Source organism: Ottowia sp. SB7-C50 (assembly GCF_033110285.1).
Taxonomy (GTDB): Bacteria; Pseudomonadota; Gammaproteobacteria; order Burkholderiales; family Burkholderiaceae_C; genus Ottowia.
The window spans coordinates 2,674,185-2,698,613 of the sequence record NZ_CP136995.1 but is presented as its reverse complement, the minus strand read 5'-3'; the positions used below and the strand labels follow the sequence as shown (position 1 = coordinate 2,698,613).

At 67.4% G+C, this 24,429-nt stretch carries 24 protein-coding genes and 2 pseudogenes; 10 read left to right on the top strand and 16 right to left on the bottom strand.

Annotated elements, in window-relative coordinates; genetic code table 11:
- Window positions 1-6 precede the first annotated feature (6 nt).
- A complete protein-coding gene (locus tag R0D99_RS12890; RefSeq protein WP_317748578.1) occupies window positions 7-1,008 on the bottom strand; it encodes a PfkB family carbohydrate kinase in 1,002 nt (333 codons plus the stop codon).
- 83 nt (window positions 1,009-1,091) lie between these two features.
- On the opposite strand from R0D99_RS12890, the gene R0D99_RS12885 reads away from it, so the two are divergent.
- On the top strand, window positions 1,092-1,358 hold the full coding sequence (locus R0D99_RS12885) for a SemiSWEET transporter (RefSeq protein ID WP_317748577.1): 267 nt from the start codon (window positions 1,092-1,094) through the stop codon (window positions 1,356-1,358).
- 73 nt (window positions 1,359-1,431) lie between these two features.
- Here R0D99_RS12885 and R0D99_RS12880 read toward each other — a convergent pair whose 3' ends face one another.
- Both R0D99_RS12880 and dinB read right to left on the bottom strand, forming a co-directional pair.
- On the bottom strand, window positions 1,432-2,268 hold the full coding sequence (locus R0D99_RS12880) for an enoyl-CoA hydratase-related protein (RefSeq protein ID WP_317748576.1): 837 nt from the start codon (window positions 2,266-2,268) through the stop codon (window positions 1,432-1,434).
- Window positions 2,269-2,341: 73 nt separating this feature from the next.
- Entirely contained in the window at window positions 2,342-3,553 is a 1,212-nt protein-coding gene (dinB, locus tag R0D99_RS12875) for a DNA polymerase IV (RefSeq protein WP_317751099.1), read from the bottom strand.
- A 62-nt stretch (window positions 3,554-3,615) separates the two neighbouring features.
- On the opposite strand from dinB, the gene R0D99_RS12870 reads away from it, so the two are divergent.
- Window positions 3,616-4,242, top strand: a complete 627-nt coding sequence (locus R0D99_RS12870; RefSeq protein WP_317748575.1) for a hypothetical protein — start codon at window positions 3,616-3,618, stop codon at window positions 4,240-4,242.
- An 11-nt stretch (window positions 4,243-4,253) separates the two neighbouring features.
- Here R0D99_RS12870 and fahA read toward each other — a convergent pair whose 3' ends face one another.
- From fahA to R0D99_RS12850, 4 genes are all read right to left on the bottom strand, one after another.
- Entirely contained in the window at window positions 4,254-5,570 is a 1,317-nt protein-coding gene (gene fahA / locus R0D99_RS12865) for a fumarylacetoacetase (RefSeq protein WP_317748574.1), read from the bottom strand.
- A 149-nt stretch (window positions 5,571-5,719) separates the two neighbouring features.
- On the bottom strand, window positions 5,720-6,265 hold the full coding sequence (locus R0D99_RS12860) for a VOC family protein (RefSeq protein ID WP_317748573.1): 546 nt from the start codon (window positions 6,263-6,265) through the stop codon (window positions 5,720-5,722).
- A 21-nt stretch (window positions 6,266-6,286) separates the two neighbouring features.
- Entirely contained in the window at window positions 6,287-6,472 is a 186-nt protein-coding gene (locus R0D99_RS12855; RefSeq protein WP_317748572.1) for a DUF2783 domain-containing protein, read from the bottom strand.
- A 17-nt stretch (window positions 6,473-6,489) separates the two neighbouring features.
- Entirely contained in the window at window positions 6,490-8,181 is a 1,692-nt protein-coding gene (locus tag R0D99_RS12850) for an FAD-dependent monooxygenase (protein WP_317748571.1), read from the bottom strand.
- Between the two features lie 100 nt (window positions 8,182-8,281).
- On the opposite strand from R0D99_RS12850, the gene R0D99_RS12845 reads away from it, so the two are divergent.
- Window positions 8,282-8,788 carry a MarR family winged helix-turn-helix transcriptional regulator gene (locus R0D99_RS12845; RefSeq protein WP_317748570.1) on the top strand — a complete coding sequence of 169 codons (507 nt, stop codon included), beginning with the start codon at window positions 8,282-8,284 and terminating at the stop codon, window positions 8,786-8,788.
- 428 nt (window positions 8,789-9,216) lie between these two features.
- Window positions 9,217-10,869 carry a DEAD/DEAH box helicase gene (locus R0D99_RS12840; RefSeq protein WP_317748569.1) on the top strand — a complete coding sequence of 551 codons (1,653 nt, stop codon included), beginning with the start codon at window positions 9,217-9,219 and terminating at the stop codon, window positions 10,867-10,869.
- A gap of 32 nt (window positions 10,870-10,901) precedes the next feature.
- On the opposite strand, the gene R0D99_RS12835 is transcribed toward R0D99_RS12840, so the two are convergent.
- Together R0D99_RS12835 and R0D99_RS12830 are read right to left on the bottom strand one after the other, a co-directional pair.
- On the bottom strand, window positions 10,902-11,318 hold the full coding sequence (locus R0D99_RS12835; RefSeq protein ID WP_317748568.1) for a putative toxin-antitoxin system toxin component, PIN family: 417 nt from the start codon (window positions 11,316-11,318) through the stop codon (window positions 10,902-10,904).
- Window positions 11,318-11,587 (bottom strand): type II toxin-antitoxin system prevent-host-death family antitoxin, encoded by a 270-nt coding sequence (locus R0D99_RS12830; RefSeq protein ID WP_317748567.1) that lies wholly within the window; start codon window positions 11,585-11,587, stop codon window positions 11,318-11,320. The genes R0D99_RS12835 and R0D99_RS12830 overlap by 1 nt, the downstream gene beginning before the upstream one ends.
- 237 nt (window positions 11,588-11,824) lie before the next feature.
- On the opposite strand from R0D99_RS12830, the gene R0D99_RS12825 reads away from it, so the two are divergent.
- Window positions 11,825-12,304 (top strand): hypothetical protein, encoded by a 480-nt coding sequence (locus tag R0D99_RS12825; RefSeq protein WP_317748566.1) that lies wholly within the window; start codon window positions 11,825-11,827, stop codon window positions 12,302-12,304.
- A gap of 12 nt (window positions 12,305-12,316) precedes the next feature.
- Here the strand turns inward: R0D99_RS12825 and R0D99_RS12820 are convergent, their stop codons facing one another.
- Window positions 12,317-13,735: an FAD-binding oxidoreductase gene (locus tag R0D99_RS12820; protein ID WP_317748565.1), complete on the bottom strand. Its 1,419-nt coding sequence runs from the start codon at window positions 13,733-13,735 to the stop codon at window positions 12,317-12,319.
- A 100-nt stretch (window positions 13,736-13,835) separates the two neighbouring features.
- Complete coding sequence (locus R0D99_RS12815) at window positions 13,836-14,237, bottom strand: DUF2069 domain-containing protein (protein WP_317748564.1); 402 nt, start codon at window positions 14,235-14,237, stop codon at window positions 13,836-13,838.
- Between the two features lie 191 nt (window positions 14,238-14,428).
- On the opposite strand from R0D99_RS12815, the gene R0D99_RS12810 reads away from it, so the two are divergent.
- Window positions 14,429-15,745, top strand: coding sequence for a YihY family inner membrane protein (locus R0D99_RS12810; RefSeq protein ID WP_317748563.1), 1,317 nt, complete (start codon window positions 14,429-14,431; stop codon window positions 15,743-15,745).
- A 42-nt stretch (window positions 15,746-15,787) separates the two neighbouring features.
- Here R0D99_RS12810 and R0D99_RS12805 read toward each other — a convergent pair whose 3' ends face one another.
- Both R0D99_RS12805 and R0D99_RS12800 read right to left on the bottom strand, forming a co-directional pair.
- Entirely contained in the window at window positions 15,788-16,591 is an 804-nt protein-coding gene (locus R0D99_RS12805; protein ID WP_317748562.1) for an alpha/beta hydrolase, read from the bottom strand.
- A 2-nt stretch (window positions 16,592-16,593) separates the two neighbouring features.
- Complete coding sequence (locus R0D99_RS12800; protein ID WP_317748561.1) at window positions 16,594-17,904, bottom strand: O-acetylhomoserine aminocarboxypropyltransferase; 1,311 nt, start codon at window positions 17,902-17,904, stop codon at window positions 16,594-16,596.
- Window positions 17,905-18,013: 109 nt separating this feature from the next.
- On the opposite strand from R0D99_RS12800, the gene R0D99_RS12795 reads away from it, so the two are divergent.
- The 4 genes and pseudogenes from R0D99_RS12795 (at window position 18,014) to R0D99_RS12780 (ending at window position 21,609) form a co-directional block, all read left to right on the top strand.
- Window positions 18,014-18,478, top strand: coding sequence for a CBS domain-containing protein (locus R0D99_RS12795; protein WP_317748560.1), 465 nt, complete (start codon window positions 18,014-18,016; stop codon window positions 18,476-18,478).
- A 45-nt stretch (window positions 18,479-18,523) separates the two neighbouring features.
- The gene (locus R0D99_RS12790; protein ID WP_317748559.1) at window positions 18,524-18,979 is read left to right on the top strand and encodes a GAF domain-containing protein; all 456 of its coding nucleotides are present in this window, start codon (window positions 18,524-18,526) and stop codon (window positions 18,977-18,979) included.
- Window positions 18,980-19,015: 36 nt separating this feature from the next.
- Window positions 19,016-20,105 (top strand): annotated as a pseudogene (gene aroC / locus R0D99_RS12785) (chorismate synthase).
- A 46-nt stretch (window positions 20,106-20,151) separates the two neighbouring features.
- Window positions 20,152-21,609 carry a HAMP domain-containing sensor histidine kinase gene (locus tag R0D99_RS12780; protein WP_317748558.1) on the top strand — a complete coding sequence of 486 codons (1,458 nt, stop codon included), beginning with the start codon at window positions 20,152-20,154 and terminating at the stop codon, window positions 21,607-21,609.
- On the opposite strand, the gene R0D99_RS12775 is transcribed toward R0D99_RS12780, so the two are convergent.
- The 3 genes and pseudogenes from R0D99_RS12775 to R0D99_RS12765 all read right to left on the bottom strand — a co-directional run bounded on the left by R0D99_RS12775 (window position 21,519) and on the right by R0D99_RS12765 (window position 24,230).
- Window positions 21,519-22,127 (bottom strand): response regulator transcription factor, encoded by a 609-nt coding sequence (locus R0D99_RS12775; protein ID WP_317748557.1) that lies wholly within the window; start codon window positions 22,125-22,127, stop codon window positions 21,519-21,521. The two genes, R0D99_RS12780 and R0D99_RS12775, sit on opposite strands and share 91 nt — an antisense overlap.
- A gap of 106 nt (window positions 22,128-22,233) precedes the next feature.
- Entirely contained in the window at window positions 22,234-23,547 is a 1,314-nt protein-coding gene (locus tag R0D99_RS12770; RefSeq protein ID WP_317748556.1) for a tryptophan--tRNA ligase, read from the bottom strand.
- A gap of 13 nt (window positions 23,548-23,560) precedes the next feature.
- Window positions 23,561-24,230: pseudogene (locus R0D99_RS12765) on the bottom strand (site-2 protease family protein).
- Window positions 24,231-24,429 lie beyond the last annotated feature (199 nt).

Sequence of the window (24,429 nt, the reverse complement as noted above, 5' to 3'; positions counted from 1 at the left end):
CCGCTCTTAAATGGAGAGCGGTACGGCGCCGTCCACGGTGCCCGCCAGCGCCTGGTGCAGCCATGCCGCGCCGGGCAGGGCGGTCAGCACGCCCCGCTGCGCCGCCACATGCGCGCCGCACAGGTTGCCCCAGGCCAGCGCCACCGGCAGCGGCTGCCCAGCCAGCACGGCGGTGCAGTAGCCGCTGGCAAAGGCATCGCCCGCGCCCACCGTGTCCACCGCCTGGATGCGCGGCGCAGCCGCGTGCCAGGCGCGCCACGGTTCTGCCTGCGCCGCGCGCTCCATGCCCAGCGCGCCTTCGGCGCCCAGGGTGATCACCAGCCGGCGCAGCGCCGGCCACGCGCCGCCCAGCGCCGGCAGGCGCGCGGCTACCGTCTGCGTCGCCTGCGCGGCCGTCGGCACGGGGTCGCCCGACAGGTTCAGCAGGGCCGCGGCTTCCACCGCGTTGACGATGAGCGTGTGCGTGGTGGCGGCCAGCGCCTGCGGCGGTGTGCGCCAGGGCGATGGGTTCAGCACCGTGGGCACGCCGTGGGTGTGGGCGATGGCGAAGGCCGCCTCCACCGCCGCCAGCGAAGTTTCGAACTGCCCGTAGACCAGTTGCGATGCGCCAATGCTGCCACGGGCGGCATGGGCGTGCTCTGCCGTCAGCAGGCGGTTGGCGCCCAGATACACCGCGATGCTGTTGTGGCCGTCGGCGCCGATCAGGCCCGACCCCCAGCCCGATGCGCCCGGAAGCCGGTGCACATGGTTGTTGGGCAGCCCTTCGGCAGTCAGCAGCGCCAGCAGCGCATCAGCCGCCCGGTCCTGGCCGCAGCCGATCAGTGTCTGCACGTCGGCACCCAGCCGCCGCAGGCCGATGGCGACGTTAAGCCCCTTGCCGCCCGGCTCGGCGTGGAAGTGGTCGGCCTCGAGCGTTTCGCCCGGCATCGGCTGCCGCCCGACGTGCCAGCAGCAGGCCAGCACGAAGTTGCCGAGCACAAAGGCGCGAGGGGCGGAGGCTGAAAGCATGTGGCCGAATGATGCCGTTGAAATGCGACAAGCATGCCAGCCTTCCGCCAGAATGCGTCACCCAAACAACGGAGGAGAGGCGCTTGAACGCACTGGACATCCTGGGCCTGGTGGCCACGGGTTTCACCACATCGTCATTCGTGCCGCAGGTGTGGCGCACCTGGCGCACGCGCGACGTGTCGGGCATCTCGCTGCCCACCTACGTCATCATCACCATCGGCCTGGCGCTGTGGCTGCTGTACGGCTGGCTGCGTGGCGACATGCCGCTGGTGGTGGCCAACGCGGTGATGGTGGTGCTGACCGGCGCCATCACCGTGATGAAGCTGCGTTTCGGCCGCGGCGCGGGCTGACGGCGCGGCGCAAATGCTTCAAAAAAAGATAGCTGCTCGCGCTGTCTCAGCAAGCGCTGGCGCTGCAAAAAGCTTAGAAATCCCGCAGTTCGGCCAGCGGCGGAAAGCGCCCCTCGCGCTTGTCCTTCATCGCCGTCACCGCTTCGCGCACGTGCGCGTTGCTCCAGATCGCGCCCTGCACCCAGCCCATCTGGCGCAGCGCGTCGTCCACCGAATGGTCGCGCGCGTAGTGGATGACCTGCTTGGTGCCCCAGATGGCGACCGGCGGCTTGGCGGCGATTTCCTGCGCGCACTGCAGGGCGGCCGCCAGGCACGCTTCGGGCGAATCAAACACGGCGTTCACCAACCCATACTGGCGTGCGGCCTCGGCGGACAGGCGTCGGCCGGTGTAGGCCAGCTCCTTGACCACCGCCAGCGGCACCAGCTTGGGCAAGCGCTGCAGCGTGCCGACGTCGGCCACCATGCCGATGTTGATTTCCTGGATGCAGAAAAACGCGTCCTGCGTGGCGTAGCGGATGCAGGCGGCGGTCACCATGTCCACCGCGCCGCCGATGCAGCCGCCCTGGATGGCGACGATCACCGGAATGCGCAGCGTCTCCAGCCGCGTGAAGGTGGCCTGCAGCCCGGCCAGCAGGTCGGCGATGGCGGCGCGGCCTTCGGGGCTGGCGTCGTCCAGGTGGATGGCGCCACCGAACACGTCCAGCGCCATGCCGGCCGAGAAATGCTTGCCGGTGCTGGAGATGACCAGCGCGCGCGCGGCGTTGCCTTGGTGGAGCGAGGCCAGCACGCCGTCCAGCTCGCGCCAGAAGACCGGGCCCATCGTGTTCATCGCCTCGGGGCGGCTGAGCACCAGGTGGGCAACGTGGTTGGTGATGGAAAACTGAAAGCAGGTGAGGGCGGGCGTGTTCATGCCCGCACTGTAGAGGCTGGCCGCCGTGGCCACCAGTCGCGCCGGCGACGCTGCGCGCGCGGCGCCTGGATGCTCAGTTTTCAGTAGCTGCCGGCGCTTGCTGGAAAAGCGGCAGATCGGCGTGGGACGTGGAATCTTCGGCGCGCGCCGCATCCGCCTTGGCCAGTGAGCCCACCCGCACGCCCAGCAGCCGCAGCCGCTTGTCGAGCGGCACGCGCTTGAGGCACTGGCCGGCCACCTGACGGATGCGGCGCGCGTCGGCCGTGGGCTCGGCCACGGTCTGGTCGCGCGTGGCGATCCTGAAGTCGTCGTAGCGCAGCTTGATGCCGATGGTCTTGCCCACGTAGCCCTTGCGCTGCAGATCGCCCGCCACCTGTTCGCACAGCCGTGTGAAGATGCGCCCCAGCTCGGCGCGGTCACGCACGGCGTGCAGGTCGCGGTCGAAGGTGGTTTCGCGGCTCATGCTGACCGGCTCGCTCTCGGTCACCACGGGTCGCGCGTCGCGCCCCCAGGCGGCGTCGTGCAGCCAGGCGCCGTAGCTGCGGCCAAAGTGCTCGACCAGCCAGGCCTGGTCGCGCGCCGCCAGGTCGCCGATGGTCTGGATGCCGTGGGCCTGCAGCCGCGCGTCTGCCTTGGGGCCAATGCCATTGATCTTGCGGCAGGGCAGCGGCCAGATCAGCGTCTGCAGGTCGCCGTCGTGCACGATGCTGATGCCGTTGGGCTTGTTGAATTCGCTCGCCATCTTGGCCAGCAGCTTGTTGGGCGCCACGCCGATCGAGCAGGTCAGGCCGGTGGCGTCGGCAATGCTCTTCTGGATCAGCCGCGCCAGCACGCGCCCGCCTTCGCGCTGGCCGCCCGGCACGTCGGTGAAGTCGATGTACACCTCGTCCACGCCGCGGTCTTCCATCACCGGCGCGATGTCGCGGATCACCGCCTTGAAGGCGCGCGAATAGCGGCGGTATTCGTCGAAGTCCACCGGCAGCAAAATCGCCTGCGGACACAGCCTGGCCGCCTTCATCAACCCCATGGCCGAGCCGATGCCGAACGGCCGCGCCGCGTAGGTGGCGGTGGTGATCACGCCCCGGCCCACGTAGTCGCGCAGCAGCGGAAAGAAGTCGACCGGAATCTCCGCCAGATCGGCGGCCGTCCAGGTGCGCTCGGGCCGCTCGACATTCAGCCGGCCAATCAGGTCGTCCTCCTTGCGCCGCCCGCCGCCGATCACCATCGGCAAGCCCTTCAGCTGCGGATAGCGCAGCCACTCGACCGACGCGTAGAAGGCGTCCATGTCGAGGTGGGCGATGCGGCGAAGGGCGGGGGCAGACACGCGCGAAAGCTTAAGGCAACGCGATGAACACGCCCCTCTCGGCGCTGGCATCGGTGGATTTGGGCGGTGTGCGGCGTTGCCAATCCTGGCCCATAGCCCACGCTATGGGTGCGACTTGCGCCTTGCATTCCGTCCCCAACCGCAGCGCCAGCCTCCGCTGCGACTTGTTCAGCGTCGCCTTGACGCGCGTTGTAGCATCCGACGCGTTCCAACCCACAGACAGAGGAGTCGATATGGAAACGTCCCGTCAGCTGACCGGTGTGCTGGCGCTGCTTGCCGGGTTGGCGTTCGTGCTGGGGGCGGCGGTTCTGACGCTGCGCACGTCGGATCGCGGCCTTCGCGACGGGGCATGGGTGATTCCCGCCCTCATCAGCGCGCTGTTTCTGGTCTTTTCGATGGTGGCCGGCGCGCGCGAAGGGGCGCTGGGGTTCTGGCCCGAGCACAGTGCCCGTGGCTTGTGGGGCAATCAGATCTGGTTCGACCTGCTGCTGGCCGCCAGCGCGGTGTGGGCGCTGGCATTGCCGCGGCTGCGCGCACAAGGCATGAACGTCTGGCTGTGGCTGGCCCTGGTCGCCGCGACCGGCTCCATCGGGATGATGGGGATGCTGGCGCGGCTGTGGTGGCTGGAAGCGCGCGCCCGCAGAGGCTGATCGGCCAGCCTTTACCTGGCCGGCAGCACCGTCCCCACGCACTCCCCAAACCCGATGCGCGCGGCGCCGGGTTTTTCGCACCAGCCGCGCAGGATGACGGTGTCGCCGTCTTCCAGCCAGGTGCGCTGCTCGCCGCCGTGCAGCTGCACGGGGTTCTTGCCGCCGCTGGTCAGTTCGATCAGCGCGCAGGCCTGGTCGAGTGTGGGGCCGGACAGCGTGCCGGAGCCCAGCATGTCGCCGGGCTGCAGGTTGCAGCCGTTCACGGTGTGGTGCGTGACCATCTGCGCCACCGTCCAGTAGGCGTGGCGGTAGCTGGTCAGGCACAGGCGCGCGGGCGGCTGGCCGGCGCTGCGCAGCGCGGGGGTTTCGATCAGCGCTTCAAGCTGGATGTCGAACGCGCCGGCGTCGCGGTTGTGGGCCGAGTCCAGGTAGGGCAGCGGCTGCGGGTCGCCTTCAGGGCGCACCACGGCGGGCACGCGATAAGGGGCCAGCGCCTCGGTCGTCACGACCCAGGGCGAGATGGTGGAGGCGAAGTTCTTCGACAGGAAGGGGCCGAGCGGCTGGTATTCCCAGCCCTGGATGTCGCGCGCCGACCAGTCGTTGAGCAGCACGATGCCGAACACGTGGTCTTCGGCGTCGGCGATGTCGATCGGCTCGCCCGACGCGTTGCCGGCGCCGACGAACACCCCCAGTTCCAGCTCGATGTCGAGCCGCTTGCAGGGGCCGAAGCTGGGCGACTCAGCGCCCGGCGGCATGGTCTGGCCGCGCGGGCGCGGAAACGACTGGCCCGAGATGGCGATGCTGGACGAGCGGCCGTGGTAGCCGATGGGCACCCACTTGTAGTTGGGCAGCAGCGGGTTGTCGGGGCGGAACTGCTTGCCGATGTTGGTGGCGTGGTGCACCGAGGTGTAGAAATCGGTGTAGTCGCCAATGCGCGCCGGCACGGTGTATTCGGCGTCGGCCTGCGGCACCAGGCAGGTCTTCAGGGCGGCTTCTTTCGCTGAACCGGTTTGCAATGCTTTTGATAGCGCCTTGCGCAGATGGGACAAGCGCTGCGGCCCCAAACCCATCAGGCTGTTGAGGGTGGATTCGGCCGCCGCCTGCGCCGGCGCCAGCGCGTCGCCGCTGAACACCCCGGCCTGCACGGCAGCGGCCATGTCGACGATCTGGTCGCCAATGGCCACGCCGCCGCGCCAGGCTTCGCTGCTGCCCTGACGGCGGAAGATGGCGAACGGCAGGTTCTGGATAGGAAAGTCGGTGCGGCCGTCGTTGGCGGCGGCCACCCAGCTGGTCAGTTTCGGATCGTGGGTTTCGTTCAGTGGTGTCATGCGTCAAGTTTGATCGAAAACGGGTGGTGTTGCTACAGCGGCCAGCGCCTCATGTCGAAAAGGCCGCGGCGCAGGCCATGCCGGCGAACGCCGTGCACGGCACGGCGTTGTCCCCCTCGCGCAGCAGAGGGGGAAGGCGCGTCAGCGACTCAGGGGGTGGTGAGCCCCTTCCCATCATGCATCCAGCGCGCGTGCTCGGGCGCCTTCTTGGTGCGGTCCCACTCGTTGAGCATGTCCCACTTGACGCGGTCCAGCTCCTTGTCCATTTCGGGCGTCGAGGTATTGGCTGCCAGTTCCAGACGGTGGCCCGAGGGGTCGAAGAAGTAGATCGACTGGAAGATGGTGTGGTCGGTCGGGCCGATGACCTCGATGCCATCGGCTTCCAGCCGGGCCTTCACCTTCATCATGGTGTCGACCGAATCCACCTTCAGCGCCAGGTGCTGCGTCCAGGCGGGGGTGTTGGGGTCGCGGCCCATTTCGGGGCGGGTGGGCAGCTCGAAGAAGGCCAGCACGTTGCCATTTCCCGCATCCAGGAAGATGTGCATGTACGGGTCCGGCTCCTTGGTGGAGGGCACTTCGTTCTCGGCAATCGCCAGGATGAAGTCCATGTCGAGGTACTTCTGGTACCACTCCACGGTCTGCTTGGCGTTCTTGCAGCGGTAGGCGACGTGGTGGATTTTTTCGATGAGGGCCATGGGTGTCTCCTTGGAGTGATGTCAGAGGTCTTGCAGCGCGGCTTGAATGTGGCGCTGCACGGTGTCGTGCGCGCCCAGCGCGTCGGCGTTGAGCAGGGCGAGCTTGACCAGGAACAGTTCGGACTTCTCCGGTCCAGCCTGGTCGATGGCGCGGGCCAGCAGGTCGTAGACGGATTCGAGGTCGGGAATGCTGAGGGCGGTGGGCATGGGGGTGTCTCCGGGGCTCATTGCGGCAGGGCCTGTGTGAACGCGGCCTGCAGGCGCGTGGCGTCCAGCGTCAGCCAGCGCGCACACACGTGCTGGTCCGGGCGCAGCAGGTAGGCGCCGCCGCTGGCGCCGATGCCATAACGTTCGCGCAGGCGGCCATCGGCGTCGGCCAGCGTCAGGTCGGCGCCCTGCACCGGATGCGGCGCGCCGACGGCGGTGACGCGCACCGCCACGCCACGCGCGCGCTGCGCGGTGATGACCTGTTGCAGCGGCAGGGGCAGGGCATCGGCGTCGGTGAAGTACAGCAGGTCGAAGCCGCCGCCCAGGTGGTCGAGCAAAAAGTCGTCGGCGCCCAGGCGCACGTTGCGCGGCGGCGCGCCGTGTGCCGGGCCGGTGGTGAACAGCGCGTTGTCGTCGCCGGCGCTGTTGAGCGCCGAGTGCGTGTATTCATGTGGGCGCGAGGTGCGCCAGTGGTACAGCGGCCGCACGAAGGCCTGCGTGCGCGACAGCGACAGCACCGCGTCGCGCAGCAGGCGAAAGCCGCGTGTGGGCGGGGCCATGAAGCGCGTGCTCTTGCCGGCTTCGTCGATGATTTCGCGCGCGGCGCCCACGCGTTCGGTGCTGTGGCTGGCCAGCAGGCGCTGGCCCGCGAGGCCCTTGACGACGTAGGCCAGATGCCAGCCGAGCGACTGCGCGTCCTGAAAAGCGGTGTTGGCGCCGCGCACGCCGAAGATCGGCAGCAGGTGCGCGGCGTCGCCGGTGAACAGCACGCGGCCGACCACGTAGTCGGGCAGCGTCAGCGTGCGGGCCGAATAGACGGACGACCAGTCCATCTCCCACGGCGTGCCGCCAAAGCCGATCATGTCCAGCTGGGCGTCGATGCGGGCCTTGAGCGATTCGGGCCGCAGCGCCTGCTCGGGCGATTCGCCCGGCGGCAGCTGGTAGTCGACGCGCCAGATGCCGTGCGGCTCGCGGTGCATGAGGATGGTGTTGCCGGGGTTCCACACCGGGTCGAAGAAGGCCAGCCGCTCGGTAGGGAAGGGCAGGTCGATGCGGATGTCGGCGATGACGAACAGGCCTTCGTACGACGCGCCTTCCATCTTCAGCCCCAGCAGGGTGCGGATGTCCGAGCGCCCGCCGTCGGCGGCGACGAGCCAGTCGGTCTCGAGCACGTATTCGCCCTCGGGCGTGTCGAGCGTGACGCGGGCGTGGTTGCTGCGCTGCTCGACGCCGGTCACCTTGTTGCCCCAGCGGAAGTCGATCAGCGGGCTGGCGGCGCAGGCGTCGATCAGGTATTCCTCCATGTACTGCTGCTGGATGTTCAGCATGGGGAAGAAGCGGTCGTCGGCGTCGTGAGGCGCCTCCATGCGGAACACGGTCTGGCCCTGGTAGATGGAATTGCCGAAGCGCCAGGGCAGGCCGTTCTCGGTCATGCGCTGCGCGGTGCCCACCTGCTGCAGGATCTCCATCGAGCGGCGTGTGAACACGATGGCGCGGCTGCCCTGCGACACCTGCAGTTCGGACGTGACGATGACACTGGGCACGCCGTGGCGGGCCAGCTCCAGCGCCGCCACCATGCCGGCCGGGCCGGCGCCAGCGATGACGACCTTGTGTCGCGGCTGCGCGCCGTGCTGCGACGGCAGCCAGGGCGCGTGCACCTGGTAGTCGTAGTAGATCGACGGACGCGGTTCGGTGGTGGGCTGATGCAAGATGTCTCCGGAGGGTGGCCGCGACGGCAGCTTCGCGTGATTGCGCTATTATTCATTGAATTGGTTGCGCGCGCAACCATTTCGACGCCCGAGGAATGCCATGCCCCCCATTGACCGGCCCGCCGCTGCCGACGCCCTTACTGCTCGCCGCACTCGCGTGCGCACGCCGCTGCCCGACTCGTTCACGCACCGGCTGCACACGCTGCAGAAGCTGACCGACAAGGTCACGCAGGACGCCTACCTGGCGGCCACCGGCCTGCCCCTGGGCGAAGGGCGCTGCCTGTCGGCGGTGGGTGCGTTCGCGCCGCTGTCGGTCAAGGACCTGGCGCAGCGCGCCAACGTGGACAAGGCGCAGGCCAGCCGCGCCGCGCAGGCGCTGGTCGACAAGGGCCTGGTCGAAAAGACCGCCAGCGCCACCGACGCGCGTGGGGTGGTGCTGCGCTTCACGCCCGAGGGGCAGCGCCTGTGGCGGCGGCTGATGGCGGTGATCGAGGCGCGCAACCAGCAGATCGTGGCCTGCCTCAGCGACGCCGAACGCGCGCAGTTCGACCGCATCCTGACGCGGCTGGTGGCCCATGCGCGCGACGTCGCGCAACAAGGCGGGTGAGGCCGCGTGGCGGGTTCGCCAGTCGATACGAGGCGGTCGTTGCCGGGTTCCGCGTCGCGCGTCGTTGCGCGAAAACGTCGAACGTGCGACAATGCGCAGTTCACGTGAAACGGCCTTGGCCTGCCGCGTGAATTTAAGCAGCCGCATCTTCCTTCTTGCATGCGGCCACCGCGACCGGCAGATCACTCCGATCACTTGCCGCCCTCGGTGGCCTTGATCCTCTAGCGCGGCCGGCCTGTTGGGCCAGCCTTGCTTTTCCCGGGTTTCGTGCGCCGTCACTTCACGGCACGCTGAACGCCCGAGCAGTCAGATGGTGGGTGTCGATTCATGAAACCCGGGCGTCGTCATGTGACGCCCCATCTGACGTGTCGTGCCAGCCGCCGTTGATTGGGCGTTGGCGTTGCGCGCCGGGAAAGCAGAGAGATCGTATGGCCTCCTATGAGGAAAATACCGCGTTCGCGCTTGATTCACAAGCGCCCACAGCTACCGAAACCGTAGCAACCCCCAACCCCTTCGCCGCCCTGGGCCTGGCGCCCGATCTGTTGGCAGCCATTGCCGACCTGGGCTTTACCGAGCCCACGGCCGTGCAGCAGCGCACCATTCCGCTGGCGCTCGAGCCGCATCCCGAAGGCTTCAACGACCTGATGGTCAGCAGCCAGACCGGCAGCGGCAAAACGGCGGCTTTCTTGCTGCCCGTGCTGCACACGCTGCTGGGCATGCAGGCCGAAGAAGCCGCGCGCGAGCAGGCCGCCTGGGACGCCAGGGTCGCCGCCGCGCTGGCCGCGGGCGAGCCCGCGCCCAAGAAGCCGCGCCGCCGCAGCCCGCTCGACACGCGCCACTTCAAGCCCGCCGTGCCCGGCGCGCTGGTGCTGTGCCCCACGCGCGAACTGGCGCAGCAGGTGGCGGCCGACGCCATCGACCTGGTCAAGCACTGCCGCGGCCTGCGCATCGCCACCATCGTGGGCGGCATGCCGTACCAGATGCAGATCGCCCGGCTGCAGAACGCCAACCTGGTCGTCGCCACGCCGGGCCGCCTGCTCGACCTGGCCAGCAGCGGCCAGATCAAGCTCGACCAGGTGCGCTTTCTGGTGATGGACGAGGCCGACCGCATGCTGGACCTGGGCTTTGCCGACGCGCTGGCCGAAGTGCACCAGCTGACCGCCCAACGCCAGCAGACCATGATGTTCAGCGCCACCTTCGCGCCGCGCATCCAGCAACTGGCGCTGCGCGTGATGCACGACGGCGGCAGCAAGGTGCAGAAGGTGCAGGTCGATACGCCGCAGCAAAGCCACGCCAACATCCGGCAAGAGCTGTACTGGGCCGACAGCCCCGAACACAAGCGCCGCCTGCTCGACTACTGGCTGCGCGACCCCGGCATCGACCAGGCCATCGTGTTTGCCTGCACGCAGATCGAATGCGAATCGCTGGCCGAGGAACTGCAGCAAACCGGCTTTGCCGCCGTATCGCTGCACGGCGCGCTGAGCCAGGCCGTGCGCAACCGCCGCCTGGGCGCGCTGCGCGACGGCCGCGTACAGATCCTGGTGGCCACCGACGTCGCCGCGCGCGGCATCGACGTGCCGACCATCACGCACGTGATCAACTTCGGCCTGCCGATGAAGGCCGAGGATTACACCCACCGCATCGGCCGCACCGGCCGTGCGGGCCGCGACGGCCTGGCCGTCACGCTGGCCGAGATTCGCGACCGCCGCCGCCTGGCCGACATCGAGGCCTACACGCAGCAGCACTTCCGCCCGCTCACCATCGACGGACTGGAGCCGACCAAGTTCTTCCCGCCGATCCAGGAGCAGCGCTCGCCGGCCCGCAAGGGCGCAGGTGGGGCGGGCCGCCGCCCCGGTGGCCGTCCTGGCGCGCCCCGGCGTGACTTCGGCGAGCCGCGCGGCCCCCGCATGATCGGCGGTGGTTTCAAGGAAAAATCGGCCTTCGGCGCCCGTCCCAAGAGCGCAGAAAGCTATCGAAAAGAGAGCGCCTTCCAGCCTGCTGCCCGCCCCAGCGGCCCGCGCCCGGCGGCGCGTGCGGGGGCACCGCGCGCCAAGCCCTATGCTGCCAAGAGCGGCCGCTGACGCCTTGGTTCCTCAGGCGGCGCACACCGGCGTCAGCCGACGTGACGTGCCCAGAATTCGGCCGGCGTGATGACCGGGTAGCGCGGTGCCAACGCCAGCAAGTCCTTGTCGCCCGTGATGAGGTAATTCGCGCTGGCGGCCCGCAGGGTGGCCAGCACGGGCTGGTCATAGTCGTCGCGCAGGGCCGGATCGGGCGTGATCTCATCGACATCGACCACGTCGGCGAGAAACATGAAACTGTCGACCAGATCGCGCAGTTCTGCCGGGCTGAGGCGGATGCGCGGCAGGCGAGGCAGCACGCGCGCCATCTCGTCGAGGATGAAATGGGACAGCGCCACATCAAGCTGCCCCTGTCGCCAGGCGGCGACGATGCGCCCCGGGGTACTGGCCGGATAGGCCAACCCGGACACCAGCACATGGGTATCCAGCACCACCCGCAGGTTGGCCATCAGCGTTGCCGTCCCTCGGCCACCGCGCGGTCGATTTCGGCCAACCCTGCGTCAAGCGGAACGTCGGCGTAGGCGTCGGCCACCCGCTGGCTGAGCGCGTCAAAGCGCTCGCGCATGCGGCGGATGCGGGCGAACAGTTCGGCGTCCACCAGCGCAGCCACCGGCTTGCCGTCCTTGCTGACAACGATGCTGTCGTTGCGGTATTGCACCTGGTTGAGCATTTCGCCCAAATTCTGGCGAAAGGTCACGGCGCTGACTTCGGTGATCATAGTAACCTCAAATCATATTGACCATAACGATCGATATGATATAGCGCCCCGGCCTCGGGTGCAAGCCAGCACCCGCCCCGGATTCATGATCCCGTCGGGTCCAGCACCTGCTGGATGGCGCGCATCATCAGCAAGGCCCCAGGTGATTTGACTTATTGTGCGGCAGCCAGCGTTGGAGGCATGTGTAACGTGGGATTGGTAGCGTAGTATGTTTCCCGTAACGCACAGGAGACTGGCATGGATGCGGGTGATATCTACGCCAAGACGCCAAAAGGGCTGGAAGAGATGGTCGAGCGCGCTCATGGTCTGTCGCGCCGCGATCGGCAGACCTTGATCATGCTGGACGGACGGCGTACGCTGGGCGAAGTGGCCCGGCTCGTCCCCCATGACGATCACACGCAGGTGGTGGCGAAGCTGCTGGCAGAAGGGTTTATCACTCTGCGCTTGGCGCCCGCGACAGCGCCAGCACCCGCCGCAACGCCAGCGCCCGCGGATGACGTCAAGCGAGTCCATACGGCCCGCAATTTCATGAGCGGTACGCTGCGGACGTTTCTCGGCTCGGCCTGTTCAAGCCTTGTGGAACAAATTGATGCATGCGAGCAGCTGGACCAACTGCGTCAGCACTTTGACGCGTGGCGAGAGGCGATGGTGCTCACCCGAGAAGGACGCAAGGACCTGCCGGACCTGGAGAAACGCCTCGCCTCGCTGTTGTCCTGACCCTGTCTGATCTCACCCCAGCACCCGCCCCGGATTCATGATCCCCTGCGGGTCCAGTGCCTGCTTGATCGCGCGCATCATCTGCAAGGCCACGGGTGACTTGTAGTGCGGCAGCTTGGCGGCCTTCAGGCTGCCGATGCCGTGTTCGGCGCTGATTGATCCGCCATGCCGCGCCACGGCGTCGAACACCAGGGTGTTGATGCGGTCTTCTTCGTCGCGCAGAAAGGCGGCGGCATCGGCGCCTGCGGGGGCCTGCACGTTGTAGTGCAGATTGCCGTCGCCCAGATGGCCGAAGTCGACCAGGCGAACGCCGGGAATGGCGCGCGCCAGTTCGGCGTCGGTGGCTTCGACGAAGCTGGGAATGCGGGAGATCGGCAGGCTGATGTCGTGCTTGATGTTCAGGCCCTCTTCGGCCTGCGCCAGCGGAATGCTCTCGCGGATGTGCCACAGCGCCTGCGCCTGCGACAGGCTTTCGGCGACCACGGCGTCGGTCACGCAACCGGCTTGCAGCGCGGCTTCGAGCAGGCGCTCGAACTGTTCGCGCGCGTGCGCCTCGCTTTCGTGGTCGGAGTTTTCCAGCAGCACGCACCAGGGCGATTCGCGCCACAGCGGCACGCGCTGCTGCGGGTAGTGCCTGTCGACCAGCGACAGCGCGAACTGGTTCATCACCTCAAAGCCCGTCAGCCCCGCGCCCAGGTGCCGGTGCGCCAGCCCCAGCAGATCGACGGCGGCCTGCATCGATGGCACGGCGGCCCAGGCGGTCAGCTGCGCGGCGGGCTGCGGGTACAGCTTCATCGTCGCGGCGGTGATGATGCCCAGCGTACCCTCGCTGCCGATGAACAGGTCGCGCAGGTCGTAGCCCGTGTTGTCCTTGCGCAGGCCGCTCAGGCCGTGCCAGATGTCGCCCTGTGCGGTGACCACCTCCAGCCCCAGGCACAGCTCGCGCGCATTGCCATAGCGCACCACCTGCGTGCCGCCCGCGTTGGCGGCCAGGTTGCCGCCCAGCGTGCAACTGCCTTCAGCGGCCAGGCTGAGCGGAAACAGAAAGCCCGCGTCGCTGGCCGCCGCCTGCAGGTTCTGCAGGATGCAGCCGGCCTCGGCGGTGACGGTGAGGTTGGCGGCGTCGAGGGCGCGCACGCGGTCCATGCGGCGCAGGCTCAGCAGCACCTGCGTGCCGCTGTCGTCGGGCACCGAGCCCACCGCCAGGCCGGTGTTGCCGCCCTGCGGCACGATGGCGGTGCCGTGCGCGGCACAGGCGCGCACCACGGCGGCGACTTCTTCGGTGGTGCGCGGCCGCACCACCGCCAGCGCCCGGCCGCGCGCGCGCTGGCGCCAGTCCTGTTCGTAGCCGAGCAGGCCGTTGCCCGTCAGCACGTGGTCGGCGCCGACGGCCTGGCGCAGCCGGTCGAGAAGGGTGGGTTGGGATGTCATGTTGCTCTTAAAAATATAGCTGTTCCCGCAGGTCAGCAAAGCGCTGGGGGCCGATTTGTTCAGAAGTTCACATGCCCAGGGTGATGCGGAGCGCCGCCGTTCACCCGGCCGCACGCGCCTGCCGCTGGCGCAGCCGCACGTGCGCGGCGCAGGCGGCGAACAGCAGCACGCTCAGCACCGCTTCGCCCAGCGCGTACCACGACGACGGCGCGCGGTCGCTGGTGGCGCGCACCACGCCCTCGACGAAATACAGCCAGACGAACAGCGAGGTCCAGCGGTAGGTCAGCATGCGCAGCCGCAGCAGACCCGGCAATGGCAGCAGCAGCGGCAGGCTCTTGATCGCCAGCCACGATCCGCCCGGACGCACCGGCGCCAGCCACAGCTCCCACGCCAGGCACAGGCCGAACAGCGCCAGCAGGCAGATCACGGCGATGGCGCGCGTGGTCAGCGCGGCGGCAGAAGGCGTATTGGGCAAGGCGGCGGTGGGCATGGTCGGTGGCATGATCCTGCAGGCGGCGGTGGACCGCTTCATTCAGGATGGCAGCAAGCGTTTATGGTGTCTGATGATCTGGCTTGGAGGGCGCCATGCCCCTTGCGCGTGCTGGCAGGCAGCCGCCTGCGGTGTCGTGGCGCCGTGGCTGGCACGCACATCGCGCCGGGGCATACGACCGCCGTTTGCAGGATCATAAGAGCATGAACCTGGAGAAGCTGCAGTCGCGCGCCAAGACCTTCGTCACCGACGTGACGGACTTTCCCGTGCTGTCCACGGCCGCCACGCTGTGGGAGCGCTTTCAGCAGGACCGCCTGGGGCTGACGGCCAGCTCGCTCACCTTCACGACCACGCTGGCGCTGGTGCCGTTCTTTGCCGTGGTGCTGTCGGTGTTCACCGCTTTCCCCATCTTCGGCCAGCTGCGCGACGCGCTGGAGCAGTGGCTGCTGGACAGCCTCATTCCGCAAAGCATTTCGCGCAACGTGCTCGACTACCTGACCCAGTTCGCCAGCAAGGCCAGCGAATTGGGCCTGGCCGGCTTTGCGGTGCTGACCTTCACCGCCGTGTCGCTGGTGCTGACCATCGACCACACGCTCAACGACATCTGGCGCGTGACCACCCAGCGGCCCCTGGGCCAGCGCGTGCTGATCTACTGGGCCGCGCTGACACTCGGCCCGCTGGTCTTGGGTGCCAGCCTGGCCATTTCGTCGTACGTGCTGACGGCCTCGCGCGGCTGGCTGCCCGACATCGGCGGCGGCGTCAACCTGGCGCTGGACACGGTGCAGTTCGTGCTGATGACGGTGGGCCTGACGCTGCTGTACCGCTTCGTGCCCAACACGCCCGTCAAGTGGAAGCACGCGCTGGCCGGCGGCCTGTTCGCCGCGGTGTGCCTGGCGCTGGCCAAGTGGGGCATGGGGTTGTACCTGTCGCGCATTCCCACCTATTCGCTCATCTACGGCGCATTTGCGGCGGTGCCTATCCTGCTGCTGTGGATCTACATGTCGTGGCTGATCGTGCTGTTTGGCGCCGTCATCGCCGCCTACCTGCCCAGCCTGCTGAGTGGCGTGGCGCGGCGCGGCGGCGGGCCGGGGTGGGACTTTCAGCTGGCCACCGAGGTGCTGCAATCACTGTCCCGCGTGCGCGACACGGCCACGCGCGGCCTCACGCTGCCGCAACTGGCCCACTGGCTGAAGGTGGACACGCTGCAGCTGTCGCCCGTGATGGGCGCGCTGCAACAACTTGACTGGGTTGGCGAGCTGGGCACGCAGACCGAGAACGAGGAGCCGCGCTACGTGCTGCTGTTCGACCCGCCCAATCAGCCGCTGCGGCCGCTGGTGGAAAGGCTGTTGCTCAAGCCCGACAAGGCGCTCACCGGCTGGTGGGAGCACAAGCTGCTGGCCGACATGACCGTGGCCGACATCTTGCCGCCCAAGGGCGAAGTTCTACAAGAGAAAAAGGGCTTCAGCGCAGGCAGGGAAAGCGCGAGTAGCTCTCATAAAAGTAGCAAACCAGGCGCCTGAAGCCAGCGCCTTGTCGAAGCAGGGCGGGCACCCGTGCTCGCCCTACTCAAGAAAGTCGCGCAGCGCAAACAGCACTTCGTCGGGCGCTTCGGTCATCAGCGCGTGACCGGCGTCCACCTCGACGACCTTGGCCAGGCGCGCGTGCTGCGCCAGCGCCTTGGCGGCCTTGGGCGGCGTCATCTGGTCGTGGCGGCCGACCAGGAACAGCGTGGGGCAATGCACCGCCGCCATGGCCTGCGTGCCGTTTGCGTAGTTGTCACAGGCCTTGAAGCCGGTGTAGAAAACGTTGGTCTCGGCGTTGCTGGCCAGCATGCGTCGCATCAGCGCGCGCGAGCCGCCGTACAGCCAGGTGCCGGGGCCGAGCGACGACGGCGGCGGGCACAGCGTGCTGTGCGAAAAGGTGTTGACCATGGCAATGGCCTTTTCGGGCGCCTTGACGGAGGCGTCCAGCAGCGCCGGCGACACCGGCATCGGAAACGCCGTGCCCACCAGCGCCAGATGGCTCACGTGGGCGGGCGCGCGCGACGCGGCCTCGAGCGCGATGAGCGAGCCAAAGCTGTGGCCGACCAGCGCCGCCTGCGCAATGCCGGCCGCGCCCAGCAGGGCGAGCAGGAAGTCGGCCGCTTCTTCCACGGTCTGGGGCGGCTGGCCGCCGCTCTTGCCCTGGCCCGGCAGGTCGATGGCCAGCACGTTCCAGCCGTGGTGCGCGAACCAGCGGCTTTGCAGAATCCACACACTGTGGTCGTTGAGCACGCCGTGGATGAACACCACCGTGGGCTTGGCGGGGTCGATGGGCTTGCCGCCGGTGTAGGCGTAGACGGGGTGGCCGTTGACTTGGATGCGCATGGTCAGGCTCCTGCTTTCTCGGCGGCCTTCAGCGCACGCTTCAGGTCGTCGATCAGGTCGTCGGGGTCTTCCAGCCCGATCGACAGCCGGATCGTGCCCGGCCCGATGCCCGCGCCCGCCAGCGCCTCGTCGCTCATGCGGAAGTGCGTGGTGCTGGCCGGGTGGATGACGAGCGAGCGGCAGTCGCCCACGTTGGCCAGGTGGCTGAAAATTTTCAGCGTTTCGATGAATTTCTTGCCCTGTTCGCGGCTGCCTTTCAGGTCGAAGCTGAACACGCTGCCGGCACCCGTGGCGCCGTGCTTCAGCAGCTTGTTCGCCAGCGCGTGGCTCGGGTGAGATTCGAGCAGCGGGTGGCCGACGCGCGCCACAAAGGGCTGCTCGGCCAGGAAGCGCACCACGCGCTCGGTGTTGGCGATGTGCCTTTCCATGCGCAGCGGCAGCGTTTCGATGCCCTGCAGGATCAGCCACGCGCTGTGCGGGCTGAGGGCAGCGCCGAAGTCGCGCAGGCCTTCACGCCGTGCGCGCAGCAGAAAGGCGCCGACGGTGCTTTCTTCGCTGAACACCATGCCGTGGAAGCCGTCGTAAGGCTCGGTCAGTTCGGCAAACTTGCCGGACTTGTCCCAGTCGAAGCTGCCGCCGTCGACCAGCACGCCGCCAATCACCGTGCCGTGGCCGGACAGGAACTTGGTGGCCGAGTGATAAATCAGGTCGGCGCCGTGGTCGAAGGGTTTGAGCAGGTAGGGCGTGGTGAAGGTCGAATCGACCAGCAGCGGCACGCCCGCATCGTGCGCGATCTGCGCCACGGCAGGGATGTCCAGCACGTCGAGGCCCGGGTTGCCCACCGTTTCGCCAAACAGCAGCCGCGTGCTGGGGCGGATGGCGGCGCGCCAGGCGTCCAGGTCGCCCGGCTTGACGAAGGTGGTTTCGATGCCGAAGCGCCGCATCGTGTAGTGCAGCAAATTCTGGCTACCGCCGTACAGCGCGGTGCTGGCGACGATGTGGCCGCCCGCGCCCATCAGCGTGGCCACGGCCAGGTGCAGCGCGGCCTGCCCGCTGGCGGTGGCAATGGCGCCGATGCCGCCTTCTAGCGCCGCCACGCGCTGCTCCAGCACCGCGTTGGTGGGGTTGCTGATGCGGCTGTAGACGTGGCCGGAGCGCTCGAGGTTGAACAGCGACACGGCGTGGTCGCTGGACTCGAACACGAACGAGGTCGACAGGTGAATCGGCACGGCGCGCGCGCCGGTGGCGGGGTCGGGTTGCGCGCCGGCGTGGACGGCGAGCGTGTCGAAGCCGGGGTCGGCGTAGCCGGGCATGGGAACTCCTGGGGGTGAAAGAGGGCGCCGCGCGGGCGCGAACCGATCTTATTGTGGGCTATATTCGCCGGCAGATTCGCCCTGAGCGACATCGGAGAATGTCCCCGCCATGAAAGTCCGCGATATCCTGGCCCTGAAGGGCAACGTCCTCTACACGATCACCCCGGAGGACAGCCTGGCGCACGCCGCAGAGGTGATGTCCGAGAAGGACATCGGCTCGCTGGTGGTCATGTCGCACGAGCGCGTGGTGGGCATCCTGACGTTCCGCGAAGTGATCCAGGCGGCGGTACGCAACGGCGGCAGCTTCGGCAACACGTCGGTGTACCGCGCCATGAACCCCGGCCCGCTGATCTGCACGCTGGAGACCGAGCTGGACGAGGTGCGCCGCATGATGGTCGACCACCACGCGCGCTACCTGCCGGTGATCGAAAAGCAGATGCTGCAGGGCGTGATCAGCTTCTACGACGTCGCCAAGACGGTGGTCGACCGGCAGGACTTCGAGAACCGCATGCTCAAGGCCTACATCCGCGACTGGCCGGAAGACGACGGCAAGGCCGAGCCCAACCTGCCCTGACGGCGGCGGCGCGGCATCTGCGCCGCATTTGCGACAATCGGTGCGATGGACAACTTGTTGCACACTTTCCGCGCGCAGCTGGAACAGGGCGGTCTGGCCGATGGTCTGCGCTTTCTGAACGAGCGCGTGCCGCACCGCTTCACGGGCGTGTACCGTCTGCGCGACGGCACGCTCCACAGCGTCGGCCTGTTCGACAAGCTGAACGAAGTGCTGCCCGAGGGCCTGAAGGCGGTGCCGCTGGTCGACAGCTTCTGCCAGTTTGTCTTGCGCGACGGCGGTTTTTCGACCGCGTGCACGGCGCAGGATGAGCGCCTGAACGGACATGTCTACCAGGGCGTGGTGGGCAGCTACATCGGCCTGCCGCTGACGCACCGGGGCGACGACCTGCAAGGCACGCTGTGCCATTTCGACTTCGAGGACCGCGCGCCGGTGTCGGAGGACGAGTACGCGTTTCTCAACAAGGCGGCGCTGCTGTTGCCGCGCTTTCTTCCGTCATCCTGACACCGTGCGCCATGCCGCGTGGCGATAATCGCGCGCATGAGCGGCAATACCCTTGGCAACCTGTTTGCCGTCACGAATTTTGGTGAATCCCACGGGCCGGCCATTGGCTGCGTGATCGACGGCTGCCCGCCCGGCATGGCGCTGTCCGAGGCGGACATCCAGCCCGAACTGGACCGCCGCCGTCCTGGCACCAGCAAGTTCGTCACCCAGCGCAACGAACCGGACCAGGTCGAAATCCTGTCCGGCGTCTACCAGGGCCTCACCACCGGCACGCCCATCTGCCTGCTGATCCGCAACCAGGACCAGCGCAGCAAGGACTACGGCGACATCGCCCAGACCTTTCGCCCAGGCCATGCCGACTACACGTATCACCGCAAGTACGGTTTGCGCGATCCGCGCGGCGGCGGGCGCTCGTCGGCGCGCCTGACGGCCCCCCACGGTGGCCGCCGGCGCGGTGGCCCGCAAATGGCTGCACCAGCAGTACGGCACCACATTCCGCGGCTGCATGACGCAGGTGGGCGAGTTGGCCATCGGCTTCGAGGACTGGGCGCACGTGGCCCAGAACCCGTTTTTTGCCCCCGTCGCCGACGTCTCGGCCATCGAGGACTACATGAACGCGCTGCGCAAGTCGGGCGACAGCTGTGGCGCGCGCTTGCGCGTGACGGCGCAGCGCGTGCCGGTCGGTCTGGGCGAGCCGCTGTACGACCGGCTGGACGCCGACATCGCCAAGGCCATGATGGGGCTGAACGCGGTCAAGGGCGTGGAGATCGGCGACGGCTTCGCCAGCGTGGCGCGCAAGGGCAGCGAGCATGGCGACAGCCTGCTGCCGGGCGGCCGCTTTGCCAGCAACCACGATGGCGGCGTGCTGGGCGGCATCAGCAACGGGCAGGACCTGGAAGTGGCCGTGGCCATCAAGCCCACCAGTTCCATCCTGGTGCCGCGTGCATCGGTCAACCTGGCGGACGAACCGGTCGAGGTGATCACCAAGGGGCGGCACGACCCCTGCGTGGGCATCCGCGCCACGCCCATCCTGGAAGCGCTGCTGGCGCTGGTGGTGATGGAGCACGCGCTGCGCCTGCGTGCGCAGTGCGGCGATGTGGCCCTGGAGACTCGTCGAGTCGACTGAAAGCGGTTATCGTATGTATAGTCTGAGCGACTAGAATATAAGTACTATGCCGGATCGGTTGTGTGAGTCAGTCAAGGGCCTATCGCAGGCGGACTGGGTGGAGGGCACGCGTCTGTCCAACCTGATGACGGGTATGGAGGCCTCGCAGTGGCCCGCGATGGTGGTGCTGGGGGCGCTTACGTTGTTGTGCTGGGGCCATGTGCCGCCGTGGGTCCTGTTCGGGGTGCTGTGCGTGTCGATCACCGTGGCCCTGCTTCGGGTGGTTTTCCTGCGGGGTTACGCGCGCGTGCGGGAGCACGGCCCGGTGGGCGAGCAACTCACGTATGTGCGCGAGCGCCTATGGTTCTGGATAGTGAATCCGATCGGCTGGGGCGTGTGGCCACTGGCGTTCTATGGCCGGTTGCCACCGCAGTCCGAGGTGGTGTGCTGGATGCTGATTGCCGGCGTGGGCGGCGTGGCCATTGCGTGGATGTCGGCACACCTGCGCATGACCCGAATCTTCCTGCTGACCTATCTGGGCGGGATCCTGGCTTCAGTGGCCTTGGCGATGTTGATTTGGCCGGAGGCGCGTCGCCACGTCGTCGAAGTCTGGTTTCCTCTGACGCTGGGCGGCTACTGGCTGCTGTTGTTGCGTATCTCCAAATACTTGAATGAGGTCTATGGCAAGAACATCGAGCTGACCTACCAGAACGCCATGCTGATCCAGTCGCTGCAGGAGCAAAAGCGCGCGGTGGAAGACACCCTGCGCTTCAAGGACCGGTTCATGGCGGGCGCTGCGCACGACCTGAAGCAGCCGGTGAGCGCGCTCGGTATCTATTCGGAATTGCTGAGCAGCGAGCCCGATCTGGCGGATGAGTTGCGGCCCAAGATCCAGCGGTCGACCCGGGCCATCAACGCCTTGTTCGACTCGATGTTCGAACTGGCCAAACTCGATACCGGCCAGTACCTGGTCAAGGTGCAGACGGTGAACGTGGGGGAACTGTTCGAGGAACTGATGGCGCAGTTCGCTCCGATGGCGGAGGACAAGGGCCTCACCTTGCGCGCCCGGCCGGTTCAGGCAGCCTTGCAGTCCGACCCGATCCTGCTGCGGCGCATCGTCGGCAACTTGCTGGCCAACGCCATTCGCTACACAGCGCGCGGTGGCGTGCTGCTGGCGGCGCGCCAGCGGGCCGACCGGATCGTGTTCGAGATATGGGACACGGGACCTGGCATCGCGGCGCGGGAGCAGCAGCGCATATTCGACGAGTTTTATCAGGTGACCACGGATGGCAGGTCGGCGGAGGGGTTTGGCCTGGGGCTAACCATTGTGCGCCGCCTGTCGGAGCGCATGGGTTACGAAGTCTCGCTGAAGTCCCGCGAGGGGCGCGGTTCGGTGTTTCGCCTGAGCGCCCCCCCTCGCGCTGCCGGCGGCCGTCAGCTCGTCAGCAGGCCGTTCACCCGGGCGAAGTGCAGTGTCTGCGTCCGGCTCTTGACGCCCAGGCGGCGGAACAGCCGCCACAGGTGAACCTTCACGGTGTGTTCACTGATGCCCAGGGTTTCGGCGATGTCGCGGTTGGACAAGCCCTTGTCCAGCATCACGATCAACTGCTTCTGGCGCTTGGACAGCTTGGCGATGCCCACGACAGTTTGACCTTCTTCGAGTTCGTCATGCGGGTTGTCGGGCAGCAGCATGGTGCGCATGGCATTAGCGATTTCACCTGCGCCGGCCGATTTCTCGATATAGATATCGGCGCCGGCTTCGCGGCAGGCCTCTTCAGCGGATGAGGCCGGTTCGGCAGAGATGACCATCAGAGGCACGTCCGGGTAAAGGCTCTTCAGCAGCTTGACCCCCGATACGCCCAGCGTGTCTGGCAATCCCAAATCCAGGCAGAAAAGATCCGGCGCTCCTCGTGCCGTTATCGCGCGGTTGAGTTCGGACAGCTTCGAAAGCTCCACCAGATCCGATTCTGGGCGGACGCGACGCAGCAGCATCACGATGGCCTCCCGCATCAACGGATGGTCGTCAATCACATAGATGGCCAAAACGCAACTCCTAAGAACTGGTTATATTTTGGCCGCAGTTAGACCGGAAGTCCATCAAGGTTCTTGCGAACCGAGGGCTACGTCTCAACGAATGTTGTAAAAAAAGTCACATTTCCGTTGCATCCAGCCGGCGCGCCAGCGCATTCTGGATTTGCGCCTCGGGCTGGCTGGCGTGCAGGTCGATGTGTGCGGCCAGGGAAGGCAGCGCAGCAGCCCCTTCGGTCTGCAGCCGCTTGACGGCCTGGCCCGCTTCGCGGGGCGATTCGAAGCCGCGGCTTTGCAGCAGCACCTGGCCGCTGGCGTCGACCAGCTTGAAATAAAAGAGGCCGTCCGACTCGCGGTATTGCTTGAAGCTGGATGCTGCAGTTTTGGTAGCTGCCTGCGCACTCGGGGTCTGCGCAGAGGCCTGCAAAGGCCGCAAACCGACGGCGTGGCGCAGCTCGCGCATCAGCGGCGTGGCGATGGCGCGCGCCTTGGCGGCGCCGGCCAACAGCAGGTCTTCGACCTCCTGCGGGTGGGCGATGAGGTGCTGGTAACGCTCGCGCATGGGGCCGATCTCGCGGTCGATGCGCTCGAACAGTTGCTGCTTGGCGTCGCCCCAGGCAATGCCGTCGGCAAACGCCTGCGCAAACGCGGCGGCTTCGGCGTCGTCGGCGAAGGCGCGGTAGATCTGGTAGAGCGCCGAGCCTTCGGTGTCCTTGGGTTCGCCCGGCGCGCGCGAGTCGGTCACGATGCCCATGATCTGCTTGCGCATCAACTCGCGCGGGCCGAACAGGGCGATCGTGTTGTCGTAGCTCTTGCTCATCTTGCGGCCGTCCAGGCCGGGCAGCAGGGCCACGTTGCTGTCGATCAGTGCCTCGGGCAGCACCAGATGCTCGCCATACAGGTGATTGAAGCTGGCGGCCATGTCGCGCGCCATCTCGATGTGCTGGATCTGGTCGCGCCCCACCGGCACCTGATGCGCCTTGAACATCAGGATGTCGGCGCCCATCAGCACCGGGTACATGAACAGGCCGACGGTGACGTCGCTGTCGGGGTCGGCGCCGGCGGCAGCGTTCTTGTCCAGCATCGCCTTATAGGCGTGGGCGCGGTTGAGCAGGCCCTTGCCGGTGACGCAGGTCAGCAGCCACGTCAGCTCGGGAATTTCAGGGATGTCGGACTGGCGGTAGAAGGTCACGCGCTCCGGATCCAGGCCCGCGGCCAGCCAGCTGGCGGCGATCTCGAGCGTCGAGCGCTGGATGCGCGCTGGCTCGTCGCACTTGATGAGGGCGTGGTAGTCGGCCAGGAAGTAAAAGCTTTGCACGCCCGGCTGCTGGCTGGCGCGCACCGAGGCGCGGATCGAGCCGACGTAGTTGCCCAGGTGCGGCGTGCCCGTGGTGGTGATGCCGGTGAGGACGCGAAGGGGTTGTTGAGCGCTCATGAAAACCAGAAAACTAGCGAAAGACCGCCGCCAGCGGCGACAGCAGCAGGTCGATGAAACGGAAGGTGACGGACATCAGCGGCAGCATCCACAGCTTGCTGATGACGCCGGCCACGATCAGCCCCATGACGATGAAAAAGCCCCACGGCTCGATGCGGCTGAACGGAATGGCCAGGCGCGGCGGCAGCAGGCTGGTGAGGACGCGCCCGCCGTCCAGCGGCGGCAGCGGGAACAGGTTGAACACGAACATGATCACGTTGACCAGCACGCCGGCGCGGCACATCTCCAGGAAGAAGCGCTCTTCGACCCCCCGCGCCGCGCAGCACGTACAGCAGCGCGCCCCAGCCCAGCGCCTGCACCAGGTTGGAGCCCGGCCCCGCCAGCGCCACCCAGATGCTGTCGCGGCGCGGGTTGCGCAGGGCGCCGAAGTTGACCGGCACCGGCTTGGCGTAGCCGAACAGGAACGCGCCGCCGGTCACCAGGTACAGAAACAGTGGCATCGCGATGGTGCCCATCGGATCAATGTGCTTAAGCGGGTTGAGCGTGACCCGCCCCATGAAGGCCGCCGTGCCGTCACCGAAATGGCGCGCCACGTAGCCGTGCGCCGCCTCGTGCACGGTGATGGCGAACAGCACCGGCAGGGCGTAGATGGCGATGGTTTGAATGATGTTGGCGAAATCCATGAGGGCAGGATTGTCTCAGACACGGGCTGGGGCCGTGCGAAATTCAGGTTGAATCGGCGTTGGCGCTTGTGCATCCAGCGCGAGCCGCTATGGTTTTTGATGCAGATTCTTGAACGCAAAGGGCGCGAAGGCTTCGCAAAAATCGCAGAAACCTTGAAGTGACTTTTTGGCGACTTTTGCGCCGTCTTTGCGCCCTTTG